Below are 18,691 nucleotides of genomic sequence, written 5' to 3' on the forward strand. Positions count from 1 at the left end.
GCGAATCAATTTTGCATCGATAAATTTGAGGAACCCGCGGTAGCGAAAAGAAAAAAACTGAAGGTTACCCACAAAAAAAGACCCAATAATTCTTAAAATTATTGAGTCTTATATCGAAATTAATTCACTGAAAAACTGTATCGTTTTTTCAGGACATTACATTTATTTTCATATCTAAAGGTATATCCAATGATAGATTACGTTCTCTACCCTCTATATCCGAAGAAATTAGGTTTTCAATATTTACGGTTGTTTTTGTTTTTTTTCTTTTAAGTGAAACATAAGCCTGTGGAAAAAATGAGATATATTCATTGATTTTGATTTCAACTGCAACACCTGTCTGCAAACCTAACTGATATTTATTCTCAGTAGAAGTCACTCCATTATTTTCTGGAGAGTAATCAATTCTTGAAATATTGGTCCCCAATGCTAGATAAAAATCCTGTGCAATTAGATTATTTTGAATTAACAGGAATGAGAAAATAGTAAGCATTCCTTTGAAAAGAGTTTTGAAGTTCATAACAATAGTTTTTTAAATAATTTGCATTACAAAGTTACAAATTAGCAGTGATTAACCGAATAATTTGGACTAAAGTAAAAAAGCCTGTTATCATAAACTTGAAAAGAGCAAATCACTAAATGTTACTTTTCAAGTTTATGATAGCAGGCTAATCAACAATTGACACAACTGTTACTCTTTCACGAAAGTCTTCACCGCAATACGCTCACCACCTTCATAAAGTGATAATAAATACATACCGTGAGGGATATTTCTAACGTCAATTTCAGTACCTGTTAAACTTCCTGATTTTACCTTTTGTCCTTCAACACTATGAATACTGAATGAAGTGTTGATTGTTGGCTTGTAAGTAATATTGATCACCTCCTTCGCTGGGTTAGGATATAATGTAAAATCAACAGCCTTAGAAGGGTCTACAGAATTAACAATACCTCTTTTAACTGGTATATGTACAGCAGAGAAAATCTCCATACTTTCATAATGTTGTAAAAGAAGTTGCAAGTGGAAATTATTACCCAAAGCTGAAGGTACACCGTTAAGGTTTGCAATAACAGTACCCTCATTTTCTGCATTATCTGAGATCACTGCTCCAATCACTTGATTGTTTGTATTTGCATTAATGCTCAATGGATTACATTGTCCTATCTGTGTCTGTTCATCACCATAAGTAAATACCCACAGTAATTCATCTACTTTCTGAATCAACGTATCAGCGATGACATAATCCACTACTAATTGATTGCTATCATCTATTCTCCAGCTTAATTCCACTGGCTCATCTTTCAAGACTGATTTACGAAGGGCATCTGAAATTTTTTCATCAAAATACTGTGTATCATTTCCTTCAAAAAGCTCCCCGTCAATCGCCAATGCATAGTGTCCTTCAGTATCATCGATGGAGTTCAAGCCGTACCATAATCGACGTGCTTCCACCATTTCAGCTCCTCTGTTGTAAAGCGGATCTTCACATTCTAAACTTCTTTCCAGGTAATAGTTATGCATGTACTCTGGATCCGTTGCTGTATGCTTTTTAAACATATCCTCAAGCTGTGCTAAAATACTGTGATGCGTTGAGTTATTGGCTTGAAGGAAAGACTCAACAATCACATTACGTCTTCTGTTTTGAATATCAAGTTGAATAGGCTTGAAAGCATCTTCTGTATTTTGACCATAAGCAAATACAAGACGGAACTGTACTTTCTCCATTGTTTTTGCATCGTCTAAATATTCATCCAACGGCAATCTACCTTCTAATAAACCTACACCGCCAGACCATGCATAATCTGTTTCATTCGAAACCAAATCATTATTGTAAAGTCCGTATGTATTGTACCAATTCCATACTTCATCATCTTTACCAACGGTTACCCAATTTTCATTCGCACCATTCTCCAATTGTCTAAGCTGTAGATAAACACCGTTTCTTTCCGTGGTTTTATCTTCATAAATAAACTTCAGCATCGGACGCATTTCCTGACCTCCTTTCTCTAAGAATGTAAGGTCATAAACTGGAGATGTCAATGTGGTATGTCCTTTTTTCTGATTTCCTGAAAGCTTCCATTCATTCGAAGTGTTATTCCAAGGCGTCGCTTCTTCAAAGCCCTCTTCATAAACATATGTGTCTCCATTTTGAGTTAGGAAACTTGTAGTCCAGTTATCAATAGAAGAGAAAGAAATTTGAATTTTGTTATTATTGGACAAGGCCAATTGCTTCTGGGAAACTTCTACGATATAAGATTTATAAATTTCACATCGTCCACTTTCAGAGTAAACCTGCAAGTCTAGCTTCAACGTTTCCCCTGTAAATCCATCTTTTAATTTGACCACAAATTGTCCATCTGAGGTTTCGATGATATCGTTTACAATTTCTATATTTTCATTTTCAAGCAATTTGTACGTTCGGTCTTTAAAGTCTGTCAGACCAATTGAGATAGAGCTTGATTCTCCTACTATCGGTTGACGCATTAAAAGATCTGTCGTTACATCAGGTTCAAAAATTGTCTGGAATTCTTTATAACCAAGGGTGATATTACCATTTCCAGTACTATCATGGTAGACTAGTCTAACTCTAAATCGCTCTGTTCTCTTATTATCATCCTCATGAATAACTTTAGGATCAAATTGATAACTGAAGTCGCCCAAATCTACAAAACCAGAAGCATCAATTTTTTCTAAGTTACCTAAGTTAATTCTGTAAAGTTCAAGATGCAGATCTTCAGTTTGATCAGTGTATTTTGAGGTAATAGTAATAACATTTTCGTTGTTGTTATTACTACAATAACTTTCCTGTAAATTGGTCACTACATCTGTCGTCGTAATGCCCACTACCATTTGATCCGTTGAACTTGCCCCATTAATATCTGATGCTTGTGCTGAAATAGTTACACTAATATCATCATTTGTAGTTCCTTCACCATAAAACTTCCATAAGTCTGAAGGCGACATCAATGGAGTATTAATAGGTGTATAACGGATATTTTCCACCTCATTATTCTGGTCAAGATTCGTCTTCACCGTAAATGTATCACCTGTTCTATGGTAATAAAGCCACCCTTTATTAATCCTGATATCAGGAACGTCAGACAAAATAGCTACACGACCGTCTCCATCATTTGAACCAACATCATTTGACAATCTGAAATATAAATCTTTTTCTCCTAAAATGACCTTACCTGTGTTTGGATCCTTAGGGAAAACTCTTGCAGGCAAGTACAAATTATAGTTTTTAACACTGATCAAATTATCACTGATTTCATAAATCACCCTGTTGTCCAGCATTACAGTCACTTTGTTGGCATTCAATGGAGGCTCTTCATCTACAGAATTACCCCTGCCTTTAATCGCTACTTTAAGCTGTTCCTCGTCATTGTGTTCGATCAACCATTTATTCTGCTTCAAATCAGGGAAATCTACTGTAATTTCTGAAGGTGTCGTAAATTTCATTTTCGGACCTTTAATCGATGAGTTAAAGATTTCCATCATCGAATTATTGATCATTTTAATAGAATAAGCAATGGCACGGTCACTTTCGAAAAACTCATTACTTACAGCGATAGTAAACTCTAGATATCCATTCTCTCTGTCAAATGTAATGGAATCATCCTCTACCACCAATACTTTTTTGGTTTCCTGAAACTCTACTACCACATCACTCAAACCTTTACTTATATATGGAATCCTGATCGTAACAGGCCCTTCAAGATCCTCTCTTATATCTTCTTCAGTCCCCGCTTTTAAATACCTGATCGCATCCGTCTGTATAGCAAATGCTTTTTCATAGACGTACTCTACTTTTTCATCTGACTCATCAACAAAGTTTTCATAAGCCTTCTGATTTCCCACTTTATCTTGCAGTTCAAGACTAATAATTTTCACCGTATCCGTCTCCGCTAATAGGTCTAATTCAGACAAACTATACATCAAAGTTGTTGTTGAGGCATCTACTGTTATAAAGCGATAAAGTTCCAACTCCTTGATTTGGTCCGCTATATCCACTTTCAATTTACAATTCTCAATATCCAAAGCATGATCCTTCACCGTAAACTGAAAGAACGTTTGCTCCTTTCTGTTGATCCACGGCAACTTTGTCTCTTCTTGATCAATTGGGATGTTGGTATTAATACCTGTTACTGCATACTCCACAAACTCAGGAGCATCGTTATCATAAATGAGGGTAGAAACTTGTTTGGCTTGAATACCAGAAGCACCTTTTTGATACAAAGTAATACTCAACTCTACTTCTGTCCCTTCTGAAACACCAGTTAATGTAGGTATAGTCACAGAGAACTTTTTAGAATCATTTGCATCATCAAAAGACAATGCTAGTGGTTTTTCTTCTACTGAATTACCTATTTTGTAGGTTACTATTGATCTTTCTTGATCTATATTTTTGTTAGTACTACTGTGATTAAATTCTATAGTCGAGCCATCTTTCAAATAGATCTCATTAGGGTTTTCTCTAGTGATATAAAAATCCACCAAAAACTGCACTGTAAGATTATCAGAACGTTTAATCGTTTTGGTCACAGAAGAGTGATTATTAAATGTGACTTCAAAATCAACTTTACTATTATTAAAGAATCTTTCTTCAGTAAGGTTCACATTGAAAGTGAAATAGTTTTCAGCTCTATTATAGTTTAAATTACTGCTTGATATAGATATAGGTACTTTAGTATTCAAAAAGTTTACACTTGCATCTTTAAAGGCTACTGAAGTATAATACACTTTGAAAGTTTTAGTACCTGCACTTAAAACTTGATCAGTAGAGTTTACATTATCAACCTCTACTTTATTAATCCTTATATTTTCTGGTTTCTCGTAATTGAATACTAAATTTTTAAATACATCTTCTAAAACTATATAATTTCCTAATTTATCGTATAAACTTAAACGTGCTATATTTATATCACCTGCATTACCGATTAAGAAAGATTGATCTATTTCAAAACTAAGTTTCCCTCCTTCATATCCAATTGCTTTTATTGAATCTTCACTTGATGAGAGTTTTAAACGACATTTATCAATGTCCAAATCATGGTCTGAAACTTCGAATTCGAGTATAATAGGAGTTGTAAGGTCTATCCAATATTTTGTCTCACCTCCCTCTGTTACTAATGTTGTTGAGTTAGTTTTACTAAAACCATTATATTTTGGAGGCTGGTTATCATAAATAAAAGTAGTAGAGATAAAGGCCACCTGCCCTTCACTCCCTGATTCATACAACGTTATTTCACAAGTTACTTCAGTTCCTTCGATAAGTTCTGTACTATTATTATCTAATAATTTATTCAGTGTAAGATAAAACTCTTTTTTACCGGTTGGGAATTCTAAACTTCCTCCTGTCACTAAACTATTATCACCTTTTTTTATTTTTAAAGTTGCCCTATTAGTATCAATGTCTCCATTATCATCTTTATTATGAAGAAATATAACCTCACTAAATTCTGTAATTAATCTCACATCCTCATTTTTCTTTGTGATATAAAAGTCAACAGGAAACTTAAATACAGGGCCTTCAACTCTACCAGTAGAGAATTCTAGTTTTGAGTAGTTTTTAAAATTTAACTCAAAGGTAAATAATCTATTATGTGAAAAAGTTTTTGAGTCTACATTAACATCAAAGGTAATATATTTAGCTCCATCATTAATTTCTTTTCCAATTAATGTGGCTGAAACGTCAACAATCGCACCTAATACTTTTACTTCTATATCATTTATATTTCCCTTACTACCATAAGGTACTTTTACTCTAATTCTTCCCTCAGTAATAATATTATTGTTTATTTCAGTACTATCATTATAAATTTCACCATTCTTTATCATTTTATAATACTTAATACCTGAATCATTGATAGTCAAGTCTTTTTCATAATAGTAAGTATCATTTACACCACCATCTGAAATTACTAAACTATTACCTGCTTTATCATAAAGAGCCAAACTATTAATGGTTAATGATTCTCCATCTTCAGGTAAATATTCATCCACATTAAAGCTCAAGTTATAAGAATTATCAGAATCACCTTCTGTATATGATATGACTGATACACTATCCGTTCCTATCAACAACTTGGATCTTTCAACATCCAGACCAGCATCATAAACCGTATAAGTAAAAACTGAAGATTGAGTAAGATCTAGCCAATATTTAGAATCTATTGTTGAGCCTTGTGCTTTAACTACTGATACAGTTGTTGTAGTGACTGAATTATCATAAACTATTGAGCTAGTATGTTCTGTTGAGGCTTCAGTTTCTCCGTCCTTATACAAATAGACATGCAGTGTTAGTTCTTCCTCTTCAGCAACAGCATTATCACCCTCTGTAGCTAAAGTGGGTATTGAAATTTTAAAAGTATTTTCTTCTTCATTAAATACCAAATATTCCTCTGTTTCATTGCTTGAATCAAAGATTACTGTCTTATCCTCATCGTTCTTTTTTAATAGAATATAAGATTCATCTTGGTCTATTTTATCATTACTAATCAATGAATGCTTAAAGTGTACTTCAGCACCAGGCTGAACGAAAAGTTGATCGGGGTCTATCCTTGAGATTGATAAACTAGCTGATTCTGTAAATTGAAATATTGGACCTTCAATTCTTCCACTTGAAAAGGTTAATAATGAACTATTTACTAGACTAATTTCAAATGCAAAAGGTCTATTATCGTAGAAACTATCAGAGTCTATGTCAATATCAAAATAAAAATAATCAGGTGTACCTGATTTATCGGTTTTAAGGTTACCCCCACTAATTATAACTTCATCTCCAATAGTATTAAATAGTTTTACTTGATCATTTGTAAATTTACCGATAGTACTGTAAGGAATTTTTACTCTTATTGTATTATTATTATTGATGACTCCCCCTTCTCCAATTACATCTACATCATTACCATCAATAACAGAATAAATAATTTCATTGTCTAACTTTGGTAATTCAAAATACTTTTCATAATAGTAAGTATTATTAAATGTCTCAGTTGTTGTATTACCTGACTTATCCATAAGAGCTAAAGAGTCCATTATAATTGACCCTGAATTTGCTGTTAATGCTTCTCCCAAATCGTAACTCAAAGTATAAGTTCTGCTATCCTCCGTATAATCAATAATAGATAAACTATCTCCATCGATTACCAAAAATGAAGAATCAACTTCTAAATCAAAATCACTGACAGAGAACACAAAAATATTAGGTACGGTAAGATCTAACCAATATTTACGATTACCTCCATTACCTGTTGTATTAAAAGTAGGATGTGTAAAAGAGGTATAAGTTGGAGCCGTATCATCATAATATAATTTTGAAGAATGAAATGCACGATTCCCAGTTCCTCCTGTTTCATTTAATGTAAGTTCTAAAGTAATTTCAGTTCCTTCTGAAATGTTAGATAAATCATTAGGTATCGTTATAGAAAACTCATTTTCATCCTCAGTTTGATTATCAAACACAGGTAAGTTTACTTCTCTAATTATTGTATCGTCATCAGTATCAACATATTCTATTTTTGCTTTAGAAATTGATTGATCCAAATCTTTATTAGTTTTGTTATGTTTAAAAGTGACAGTACTTGAAGCTTTTACATATTTTTGTTCAGTATCACTTCTTTCTACAGTAAAGTTGACTGGAAATTGAGCAATAGGCCCTGTTATTACACTAGTAGTTTTTTTAATATTAGACTTATTAGTGATAGTGATATCATATTGAATTGGTGTATTATTATAGAATAAAGCATCACTAATATTTATATTAAAATTCAATTTTTTCTCATTTGAACTATTTTCAGTTATCGTTAATGACCCAATTTCAGGTTGGGTTTTCACACCATAAAATTGCACTGTTGCTATATCCCCTACATCTATATCATCACTAGATAACACAACATCTACATTAACAGTACCCGTTTTTACCGTAATATCAGCATTAGCATTACCAGTTTGCGAATAGGTAGGCTCAGCAGTAGGTATTGTTCCAAACTTATTATAATCATATCCCTCTGGTGTTTCGTATGCATTAAATTCATTACCAGCTTTATCTTTAAGGATCAGAGGACCGACATTAATTGTACCATTATTTCCAGTTAAAACTGTTTCTTCATCTAATATAAAGCTTATAGTATATGTGCTACTATTTTTTTCAAATGAAGATATACCAAGAGTATTGGATCCGATAGTTAATTGTGTTTCCTCTGTATCTAGTTCAAGTTCATTGACATTAAACTTAAAGATAGTGGGTTGTGATAAGTCAATCCAATCTGAATTGATAATCCCCTGATGTGTAGCTTCATTTGAAGATAAAGAAGGAGCTGTATTATCATAGATCAATTTTGAAGAGTGAAACGCTTGACTACCTGTACCATTGCCTTCATATAACACGATATCTAAGGTCAATTCGGTACCTTCACTAATACTTAAATCATTTGGTATTGTAACCGAAAAAGTATTATTATCATTTCCAGTCCCAAATGTCAAATTTAAATTACGATCATCTATAGTTGAATTTTTTAATTTAGCATAAGAAAGACCTTGATCAATTGATGAATTATTTGTCTTATTATGACTAAAATCAATAACTGTCAAATCTTTCACATACTTCTCATCTGGATCTGTTTTAGTCACAAAAAAATCTGTTGGGAGATTAATTGTTGGTCCTGTAAATACAGTTGTAGTATTTTTTTTCTTCGATCCATTGGTTATTGTAACATCGTACGCGAAAGTTGTATTATTATAGAATGTAGTATTATTAACCGTTACATCAAAACTCAACACCTTTTGTGAAGTATTATTAGCATCTGTAGTGATGGAAATCTCCTGAGTAACAGGCTGATTTTTAACACTGTAAAACTGGACTGTAGCTTTATCTCCAACAGCAATCCCTCCATTATCTGCTAATGCAATCTTAACATTAACGGTTCCCGCATCTACAGATGTAGTTACTACTTCCTCATTTTGGGTATAAGTTGCAGTCCCACTAGGTGCTGTTTCAAACTCATTATAGCTATAAGTCACAGCTGAAGATGCTGTAGATTGATTACCTGCTTTATCTTTAAGATTTAGAGGACCAACATTAATTGTACCATTTGCATTAGCTAATGGTGTTCCTCCATTTAATAAAAAACTTAGTATATACGAATTATCAGATTCATCGTGTACATATGATGATACATCAACTGGATTTCCACCAATCATCAGTTTTGTTGCATCTATATCAAGGTCATAATCAGTTACCTTATATTTGAAGACAGTAGATTGAGTCAAATCAATCCAACTACCATTAATACCTTCATGAGTAACTCCATTTTCAACAAACTTTGGAGCAAAAATATCTAAAACAGCATCATGTGTGAAAGTTGTTGTTTTTGTTGGAGAAATCCCTGTTGTAGTTAAATTAATAGTAATAGTTACATCTAGTTTCTCATTTGAATATCCTCCCAATGCTGTAGTAATTGCATCAATTTCTGTAGTTTCAAATGTTAAATTAAAATTTGATGCATCATAAGTAATTGGAACATTTATATTTCCTCCACCACTCCATGATATAGTGGCACTAGATTGAGAGGTATCAATATCATCAGACAATAAATTATGACTAAACCCTAAAGTTGTATTTAAGGAAATAACTTTCTCTTTATCACTTTCATCCATGGTAATAAAGAACTCTGGTTCTATCACAAAAGTAATTCCTTCATATGTAGCCTCATTTCCAGCATCATCAGTTATTATTAACTTTGTGTAAAGTTGATTCTTTCCACCAAAAAATGTTTCAGGTGTTTCATTAGACAAAAATGTAATTTCACTTACAGAGCCGGTTTGATTTATTTCTGAACTTCCTGCTGAAATCGACTTAAAGTATGGTTCTTGCCTTCTATAATCAGTATAAAACTCTAATGTATATTCATGACTTCCATTTGTTATATGAGGTAAGTTTACTTCATCAACTTCAAAAACAAACTGGGTACTTAGCTGATCACTGGAAGGAAAATTTGAAATTAGATTGATTACAGGTGCTTTATTATCGACATAAAGGGTTGGTTTATAATTATTGTTACTTGCTTCTAAGTATAAGTAATTAAAACTTGCTGCATCACCAATTTGATTTTCATTAAAAGTATCAAAAGTTCCATTATTATTTATTTCATACCAAGTTGATGTGTTAGTTATGTCTATCCAAACTGTTTCCTTATTGTCATCATTAGCATCTTTTGTAAACCTTACATTATTTTTTTGAGCACTAGGATCATCAAAAGTTACACTAGTATTAAGATCAAAAGAATACCAGTTACTTTCTCCTTCAACATCAATTGATACAAGTGGAATTCCAACTATAGAACCATCAGTACCTTCAATTTCAATTAAAGGCGTATTATTATTAGTCCAACCTGAAGGTACTTGAATATAAACCTTGTCTCGATTCAGTGATCTAAGTATTAAATTCACAGCTAAACGCCCTTGTATTTCATCTGCATTCGAAAAATTATTTCCCACAGCGTCTAAAAAGGCTTGTTTATCGATGGTAATACTATATTTATTATTGGAAACATCTACATCCTGTATCTCCGAAATTATTGCATTTGTACCTTGATTTATGGTAAAGGCTCTATTATCTCCAAGTGTATAAGTTAGACTGGTATGTTTATCTTCAGACCCATCATTATAACTATCCACAATCTCATACCCTATTGGTAAAGCATCAGTTGTTGTAAATTGAATTATTAATTCTGAACTACCACTCTCTAAAAAAGTTTTAGTATCGATTGTAATAACACCACTAGTAAATGAATGTGTCCCAGTATAATCCGTTTGACCATAACTATTATGGATTCCTACTAGAGAAATCAACATAATGAAAAGAGATAAAGCTGTTTTCATGATTAGTCTCATTTAAAATACACTAAGGGCAAAGTTTGCATTACCCTGTAAATAGTTTTGTTTTATATTGTTTGCTTAGGAGTCTGTTGGCAACACTTTTTCTTATAAAAAAGTAGGTCAAAAAATTCGCTTTATTAGCGTTTGAACAGTTGCTAACTTACTCTAATAAAATAATTATCGATTTTAATACACTGAATATGACTAAGCCCTATGTTTAATTAGTTGAAGTATTTAGATGAATACATTTCCATTTCAGTAAATCAATTTACTTTATTTATTATAAAGGATTTATTACCGATTTAGAATTAGCTTAGGGTTACATTGATTCAATGTAGCTTATGTTATCTTAAGAGCTTTGAAATAATAAATTTGCTTTCATTTGTTACTTGAGATCTGTTTGTTTTTGACAAAAATTGCAGTTGAATACCTTTCATAGAATAGTATAAAAGGGATCTATCCGCAATTGTTTGCCAATTTAATAACTAAATTTTAGAAAACGTATTTCTTTGGTTATGATTTGGAAGAACCTGATGATTATTTTTATAAAAATGGAAAGTCCAAGTGTAAATTAGCAACCCTATTACAGTTTCATTTCTCCTATTTCAATACTTTTAAGTTTTGGTAAGTCCTTTAAAAACTCTGGTATGTGTTTCACTTTATTTCCAGAAATATTCAAGAACTCCAAATTTTTACAATTCAAAATCTCTTCTGGAATTGTGCGTAAACCTCCATCTGTCATCACACAAAAATTTAGATTAGACATTTCTCCAATTCCTCTAATAGAACTGAATCTACTCCCAGTTATCCATAATTTTCGCGCTCCAGTTTTAAATATGTTTTTAGGTGGTGTTGTCCAATTCACATTCAGTGCATGAATTGAGCCTATATCCCATGAAGAAGGTAAAAAACGTATTGAAGAACAACCGTTTAAATAAAGAAAAGTAACATTGAAGTTTATAAAGGTTTCCGGTATACCTTGTAGTGATGTACAACCAGAAAAATCTAATGTCATTTCTTCAATATGATTGATCATGCCTAATTTTTTTGGTAATTCCCTTAATTTCCCACAATCGATAAAACGTAATTCAATTAAACTAGGTAAGGTTTTAAAGTCAAATGGAAACTTAACGGCCTTACTATTTTTTATAATAAGTGTTTTCAATCCCTGGAGTCGATCCAAGTTTTTAAAATTATGAAGAATAGCAGAAAAATAATTCAGACTACTGTAATCATTGATATTAGGTGGTAGCAACTCTATATCATTTAGACTTAAGCCTTTTATGTTTGATGCAATACTGTTTAGAACGATCGGAAAACCTATAAAATTTGATCCTCCGAGATATAAATGCGTTAATTCGCTTTGATTAGCTAATACTTCAGGCAACGCCTTAATTTCAGTATTTTCCAATGAAAGCACTTTTAGACTTTGTAAATCAAAAATGTAATCTGGCAGTTCGCTTACTGGGTTATTATTTAATATTAATACCTCTAATAATTTTAATTCTTTAAAGAATGTAGGTAATTCTGTGATGGCATTATTAGATAAATCTACTACTTCTAAATAGGTAAATGAAGCAATTGAAAGAGGTATTTCAGTAATTAAAATGGGTGAGTAATTGAAAGCACTTTCAGATGTACCACTCAATTTTATAGCTATCACATACCCATCAGTATTCTGTTCAAAAGAAAAGTAAGATTGAAAAGTTTGTTCTAATTCTTCTATTACTTCCTTTTCAAGGTTTAAATTACAAGTTTGTTCTGTCATCTGTTTTTTTGATTTCTCAATTTATTGTCTGTAATAAAAAATGATAATTTGCTTGCACTACTGATTATAAGCAGTTGTACAATTAAAATCGGAAGTTTTGGATTTTCTTTTTTAGCCTACTCTGCGTTAGAATATTATCACGTAGCTTCGGTTATGCTCTTCTATTCTGCCTTGATTAGAACTTAAAAAATAATAATCCAACTTATCCCAATTTTAAATGTGCAACTGCTTAATAGACTGATTTACTAACTTGTTGCTCTATAAACAATGGAAATAATATATCTTGAGCAAAAGGCTTTCTTAATTGATTTATTGTTGCTCCATTTAATACCTTGAATAAAAATTGAGAGATATTTCTATGCTTTAAATCCAATAAAACTGTAGATGGATAAAACTTTTGATCACTCATTTTTTGAGGTTTGTTCATCAGCATCTTTACTATTTCGTCAATACTGCCCAAATAGTATTCACATTGCTGTACATTTAAACTACTCAACTTAATCCGTGACCATGAAGCATTTTTTAGCTTACCATTCATTTCTTTTGCATAATCTTTCAGAGGTTGCTTTAATTCATCGACCATTGTATGGATGATTTCATCGATGTCAATCAAATCAATATTATCATTCCTTTTATAATCTAGGAGATATTTTTCCCATTCATTTATTGTTAGCTGTAATAGTGAATAATCTAGTTCTTGAACTCCAGCCCTTAATCCATATACCTTTAGAAGCTTATGAAATGGTTTATTTTGTAATAGCTTCATCTCATCTACGGAGCTAGATTTAATACTTTCTAACTGTTTTTCACTCTCTAGATGCTTGAAGGTATAATCCGAATTAATTTTATTAAAAATAGACGAAATTGTTTTTAAACTGTTAGCATCGGTATACTCAATTAGCTTTAACTCTTTGATTACACTACCATTCATTTTATCCAATTGAGTAGAATAATCCAATTCTCCTTTTACAGACAAGCTTAAAGTATTGAGATGTATTTTCTCTCCTTCAAATCTCAATTGAATATAAGTTATTAAAGTGGTGGAAGAAATTGTAACATCACCTTCATTATTACCTTTTAGAATAGCTTTCTTTATAGAATTAATTTTGTTAGATATCGTATTTTGAGTCTCATCCACAAGGTAATCAAAACACCCTTTGAGTGTATTCTGATGCGTATTCAGCTGTTTAACAATTTCTGAAACTCTTTTCTGAATATATTCTGAAAAATAGACAAATAATCTATTATCCATTTTTAAAACTTCTTCCAATGACATCTCAATATCAGAACTCAACTTAATCGAAATCGAAAGGCCTGACTCCTTACCTGAAAAGTCACTTATTCTATTTACAATTTCTATTATTGCACTACCATCTGTAAGTTCCAAATCTGACATATAAACATATTTAAGATCAGATTGCTCTATGTTTTTCTCTTTGCCATAACGTCTTTCTTTATTAAATAAGATCTTACGGAGACTTTTTTTATTCCATCCCGTTTTAACATTGTACTCACCAGCTTTGTAATGCTGTACAGTATTCATCACCACTAAATCGGTCTCTTTTAAGCCTTCAATGACTGAACTACCTTGTACAAACCTTGTGTTATGCACTTTTCGATGATATCCAGTTGACAATAACGCAAGAATCCCTTTATCCCATTCTTCTGGAGACAATAAAAAAGTAACTTCATTATTTGCCTTTTTTTCTTCTCCAAAATGTTGAAATAGTATAAGCTGAAGGTAGACTAAAAAATGCTCTAATGATTGGAAAGAACCATTTAGAGTATTGAACAAAGCAAATGAATTATCAAAACTTTTACTTTTTAGTGCCTCTGCATCAAAATTACCTTTTTGATTTTCATCTACTTCTAGAAATGAGAAAATAAATTTAATATCAAAATCTGTTGACAAACCCTTGGTTCTTGAGGCGTTTATCTTAAAAACACCCAATAATTTAGCATATATTTGAATTCGCAACTCGAACTGTACACCTGTTCTATCTTTACTGTTACTAATTGAACTCGTTATAGGATGTAACTTTTTTAATAGCTCTTCCTCTCTACTAAGATAAATTGACAATGTTTTAGTTCCTTCTTCTTCACTTTTTACATTCATAAATTCCACGTCTTTTTTTTCAGTACTATAACAAGACTGATAATAGTTGACTCCGTTAGGAACATTATAGTGATAAGGCAATAAAATTTGCTGTTCTTGTTGAAGTAGGGTGGTTTGTAGCGATGTGGTAATTTCACTAGTTTCTAATTGAATACTTTCCCAATTGTTCACTTTTTGGATACTATCCAAACTACAACATAAACTTTGGCTAACAGCTTCTAAAGTATCTCCTTTTGCTAATAAGTAATAGTATACACCCTCCTCATTTTGAAGAATGCTTCCATTACAATGAAAATTAGGATATTGCTCAGCTCTCCTCTTGTTTTCCTCTATGATCGACTTAAGCGTTGTCTTTTTATCACTAGAAGCATGAATATTATATTCTTTGTTTACAAAAGGAAATGGTAGTAATGCTGAAATATCATTTAAAATGCCGGCCTTTTCTATCATCACTGAAACAGACTTTCCATACACCAACATAAAATAATTAGTAAGCACCCTCCAATGATCTGCTTTGTCTGAAAACCGTTCAATCAGCAAACATACCTCATCAAGCCTGTTTTTCATTTTCTGGGTAAGATCTACTTCCTCTTGTTCCTCCTGATCAACATCCTTCTGCTCACCTAATGGAATACTACTTTTGATAACCTCTGTTTTATATTCATTAAGTAATGAATAAAGTGCTAATGATTCATTTTCTATATCTTGAACTTTTATTTCATCTTCAGAAAAATCTGGCAACAGTAAACGGAGACGCCACTCTTGCCTTAATAAAACCTCTTCCAATTCATTACTAAATCCTAAACCTTCAAATAAAGAAATATACGTATCATTTAACTTTTCAAGAGAAGCGGGATGATTCGTTATTTGCTGAATTAAACTGAGAAGAGGCACATTCTTTTTCGTTATTATTTTATCGAACAAATGTATTAATGATATGACTGTACTTGAAAAAGTAAGGGCAGATGGCAACTGTAACAACATACTATAAAAGGATATCACATCCTCATTTGTTGTAAAGGCAGTTTTATGAATTACATTATGAAGTCCCTTTGCTAAAGAGTTATAGTCAATTGGTTTAGGTGTATTCTGAATATGTGTTCGTCTAGCCTCAGTAGCCTCTTGCTTAAAAAGTTCAAAATCATATAGTACCTTATCTTTACGTGCCAATTCTTCTAAAACCTCAAATAAGTAGTCTATTTTGACTCCTTCTGTTTCCTCATTGATTAACTCTCCAGTAAAAATTGCTGGATTTCGAAAACTAAAAGATTTGAATTCGCTTTCAAAAGGGTTTGCTTCTGTCAGTTCCTCCTGAATAAGAGATGACATCAATTGTAAAAATTCATCACTGATAAAAGGATGATTATCCATCTTTTCTTTCGGAATTCCTCTACTCACAATAAGGTGTAGATCCTCTATTTTATCTTCGAGTTTTAGCTCAATATTAAAATCGTCTACCTTAAGCGATCTCTTATCTAAGTTTTCAAGCTCATAAATAAAAGCATTTGGAAGTGTCCACTCAACTGTTTCATATATCCCCACTTCCACCAATCTTTCAATTAAGTCTTCATGAAAAAGCTGTGTATATCTTTGCTGTATTTTCTTTACACTTATAGGGTTGAGTTCTAGTTTTAATAATAATTCTTTGATGTGTTCTGAAATTCCTTCATACCTTTGAGGAGTAATCGTTTCATCATCATCTAAGAAGAAATCTTCTTGATTACGGTTAAAGTTTTTTAATTGATTATATATTGAAAGACATAATTCATCATATGCAATATCAACACCGTCTAACTCAGTACTCGCAAAAATTCTAAAAATGGTTTTACCTAATGTCTGTCTTTTGGCAAATTGATAAAGATGATGATTCAGTTTTTCTGTATACTTTGAAAAATATCCATCTTTTATCATTCTCATTATTTCAGGCTTGTTCCCAATACTTCTAATACCTTCTAAAATAGTTTCACTACCATTTTCATAGTAGACACCCCTGAGTAAGTCTATTAAGGTAATAAAAAAGTCAAGTTTCCATATACCTGAACTTGTTTCTTGCGGAAGCTGTAAGTCATTCCAAAATATGGATTCAAGATATTTTACAATCTCATCAATCTCTTCTGCTGTTGGGAGTCGATCTGAAGAAATCAATTCATCCTCATTATGCTCATCCTCATGGTTTTCTTCTTTAAGATAATCATATGTATTATCTCGGAAATTATATGTAGGCATAGTTAAATTTTTGTTTGCTTTCAGTTTTAAGATTTAAAGAGCTATTCGGGCCTTAATATTTTATCGTTATCATCACAACAAAGATTTTATTCAAAAGACAAAGATGAGTATGTCTCAATCATGAAGAACTAAAATCCTTGTATAATGCTTCAGTTAATTTCACTTTTTAAGACTATGTAAACTTACAAAAGTTAAAGTTTCCCCACAAAAAAGAATATAAAATCATTAATTTTCACAATATTTACGCAAACTATCTATTAATATATAGCTAAATCAAACTTCTATCATGGTAGAATCAAAACATAAGCAAGCGTTGGAAGACTTTTTAGAGTATGTTGAAAAACATATTGAGTTTAAACTAAATAAAGAGGATGAACTTCTACTCCCTACTCCTATATCTCCACCTCAAGGCAGTAATTTAGAAAAGCTGGTAAAACAATATAACCTATCTCAGGACGATATCTTTTTTCTAACTTTTGCACACTGTACGGAATTCCAAAAGGGGTATTTTGACCCTATTTTCAACCACTTTAAAAGATCAGAAATAAGAAATCTATATGGTGGTGAGTTAATTAAAAATGGAGAATTCCTTCCTTCATTAAAAACGTTTTTAGGCCTATTTCATCCTGAAGAACGACGTATGGAAAGGTACTTACAACTTACACACCCTCAACATCCTTTTAATAAGTTTGGCATTATTGAATACAGCTCTTCAGAATCAGTTAAAGAAGGAAACTATATTAATCTAACTCCGAAAGTTGTCCCCACTTTCACCAACTTTATTTTAGGAGGTGATTCTCCTCGTTTAGATCATGAGCCTGATTTCCCTGCACGTTTACTTTCATCGAAGCTTACTTTTGAAGAGGTGGTTTTATCAGATAAAACATATGATGACCTAAAACCTACGCTACGAATGATGGAGGTAAGGAATAGAATTTTGGGAAGAAAAGATTTAAAAAAATACATAAGGGAAAGTCAAATTGTTGTATTTACAGGTTCGCCAGGAACGGGAAAATCTCTAACAGCTACAACCATGGGAAAACTCTTTGGCCTACCTGCTTACGGCTTAGATTTTTCGAGAGTTCTTTCAAGATATGTGGGTGACTTTGAAAAAGCCATGGAACGTGTCTTTTCAAGATTGGAAGGGAGAGATTGTGTACTCTTTATAGATGAAGCAGATAGTATTTTTGCAAAAAGAACGGAAGAGATCAAAGACACTAAAGATAAATATGCCAATCAAGAGATGTCTTATTTACTGCAAAGACTTGAAAACTTTAGAGGGATTGTAGTTTTAGCTTCTAACGTTAAAGATATTCGTTCTCACCTCGATAAAGCCATGCTGAGAAGAATCAGTGCGTTGATTGAGTTCCCTTTTCCATTAGAAAAACAAAGAAAAGAATTGTGGTCTAAAAACATACCTAAAGGTTATACTTTTGCACCGGGAGTCTTAGATAAGCTTGCAAAAAGTTATCAGCTCACAGGTGCAAATATTGCTTCCATCATGTCTAATTTTATTTTTGAATCCTTTTACTATGACACCACTGAAATCACACTAGAAATTCTAAAACCCATTATGCAGTCAGAGTATTATAAAAGAGATTCTAAATTTATGGAATGTGATGATGATGCTCCTGGTGCTATTCTTATGGAGCAACGTATGGGTAGAAGTGCTGTTCATAGTGGACAGGTGATGTAAACA

At 32.1% G+C, this 18,691-nt stretch carries 5 protein-coding genes; 1 reads left to right on the forward strand and 4 read right to left on the reverse strand.

Annotation, left to right across the window (positions count from 1 at the left end; all coding sequences use genetic code 11):
* Positions 1–148: 148 nt before the first annotated feature.
* From HHU12_RS26445 to HHU12_RS26460, 4 genes are all read right to left on the reverse strand, one after another.
* Positions 149–520: an outer membrane beta-barrel protein gene (locus HHU12_RS26445; protein WP_169659750.1), complete on the reverse strand. Its 372-nt coding sequence runs from the start codon at positions 518–520 to the stop codon at positions 149–151.
* A gap of 171 nt (positions 521–691) precedes the next feature.
* Entirely contained in the window at positions 692–10,885 is a 10,194-nt protein-coding gene (locus HHU12_RS26450; protein ID WP_169659751.1) for a T9SS type A sorting domain-containing protein, read from the reverse strand.
* A gap of 580 nt (positions 10,886–11,465) precedes the next feature.
* Complete coding sequence (locus HHU12_RS26455; RefSeq protein WP_169659752.1) at positions 11,466–12,650, reverse strand: leucine-rich repeat domain-containing protein; 1,185 nt, start codon at positions 12,648–12,650, stop codon at positions 11,466–11,468.
* 229 nt (positions 12,651–12,879) lie between these two features.
* The gene (locus HHU12_RS26460) at positions 12,880–16,992 is read right to left on the reverse strand and encodes a hypothetical protein (RefSeq protein WP_169659753.1); all 4,113 of its coding nucleotides are present in this window, start codon (positions 16,990–16,992) and stop codon (positions 12,880–12,882) included.
* Positions 16,993–17,278: 286 nt separating this feature from the next.
* Here HHU12_RS26460 and HHU12_RS26465 point away from each other — a divergent pair, with 286 nt between their 5' ends.
* Positions 17,279–18,688 carry an ATP-binding protein gene (locus HHU12_RS26465; protein ID WP_169659754.1) on the forward strand — a complete coding sequence of 470 codons (1,410 nt, stop codon included), beginning with the start codon at positions 17,279–17,281 and terminating at the stop codon, positions 18,686–18,688.
* The last annotated feature ends 3 nt before the right edge of the window (positions 18,689–18,691 follow it).

The sequence above is a fragment of the Flammeovirga aprica JL-4 genome (assembly GCF_012844305.1).
In the GTDB taxonomy this organism is placed as follows: domain Bacteria; phylum Bacteroidota; class Bacteroidia; order Cytophagales; family Flammeovirgaceae; genus Flammeovirga; species Flammeovirga aprica.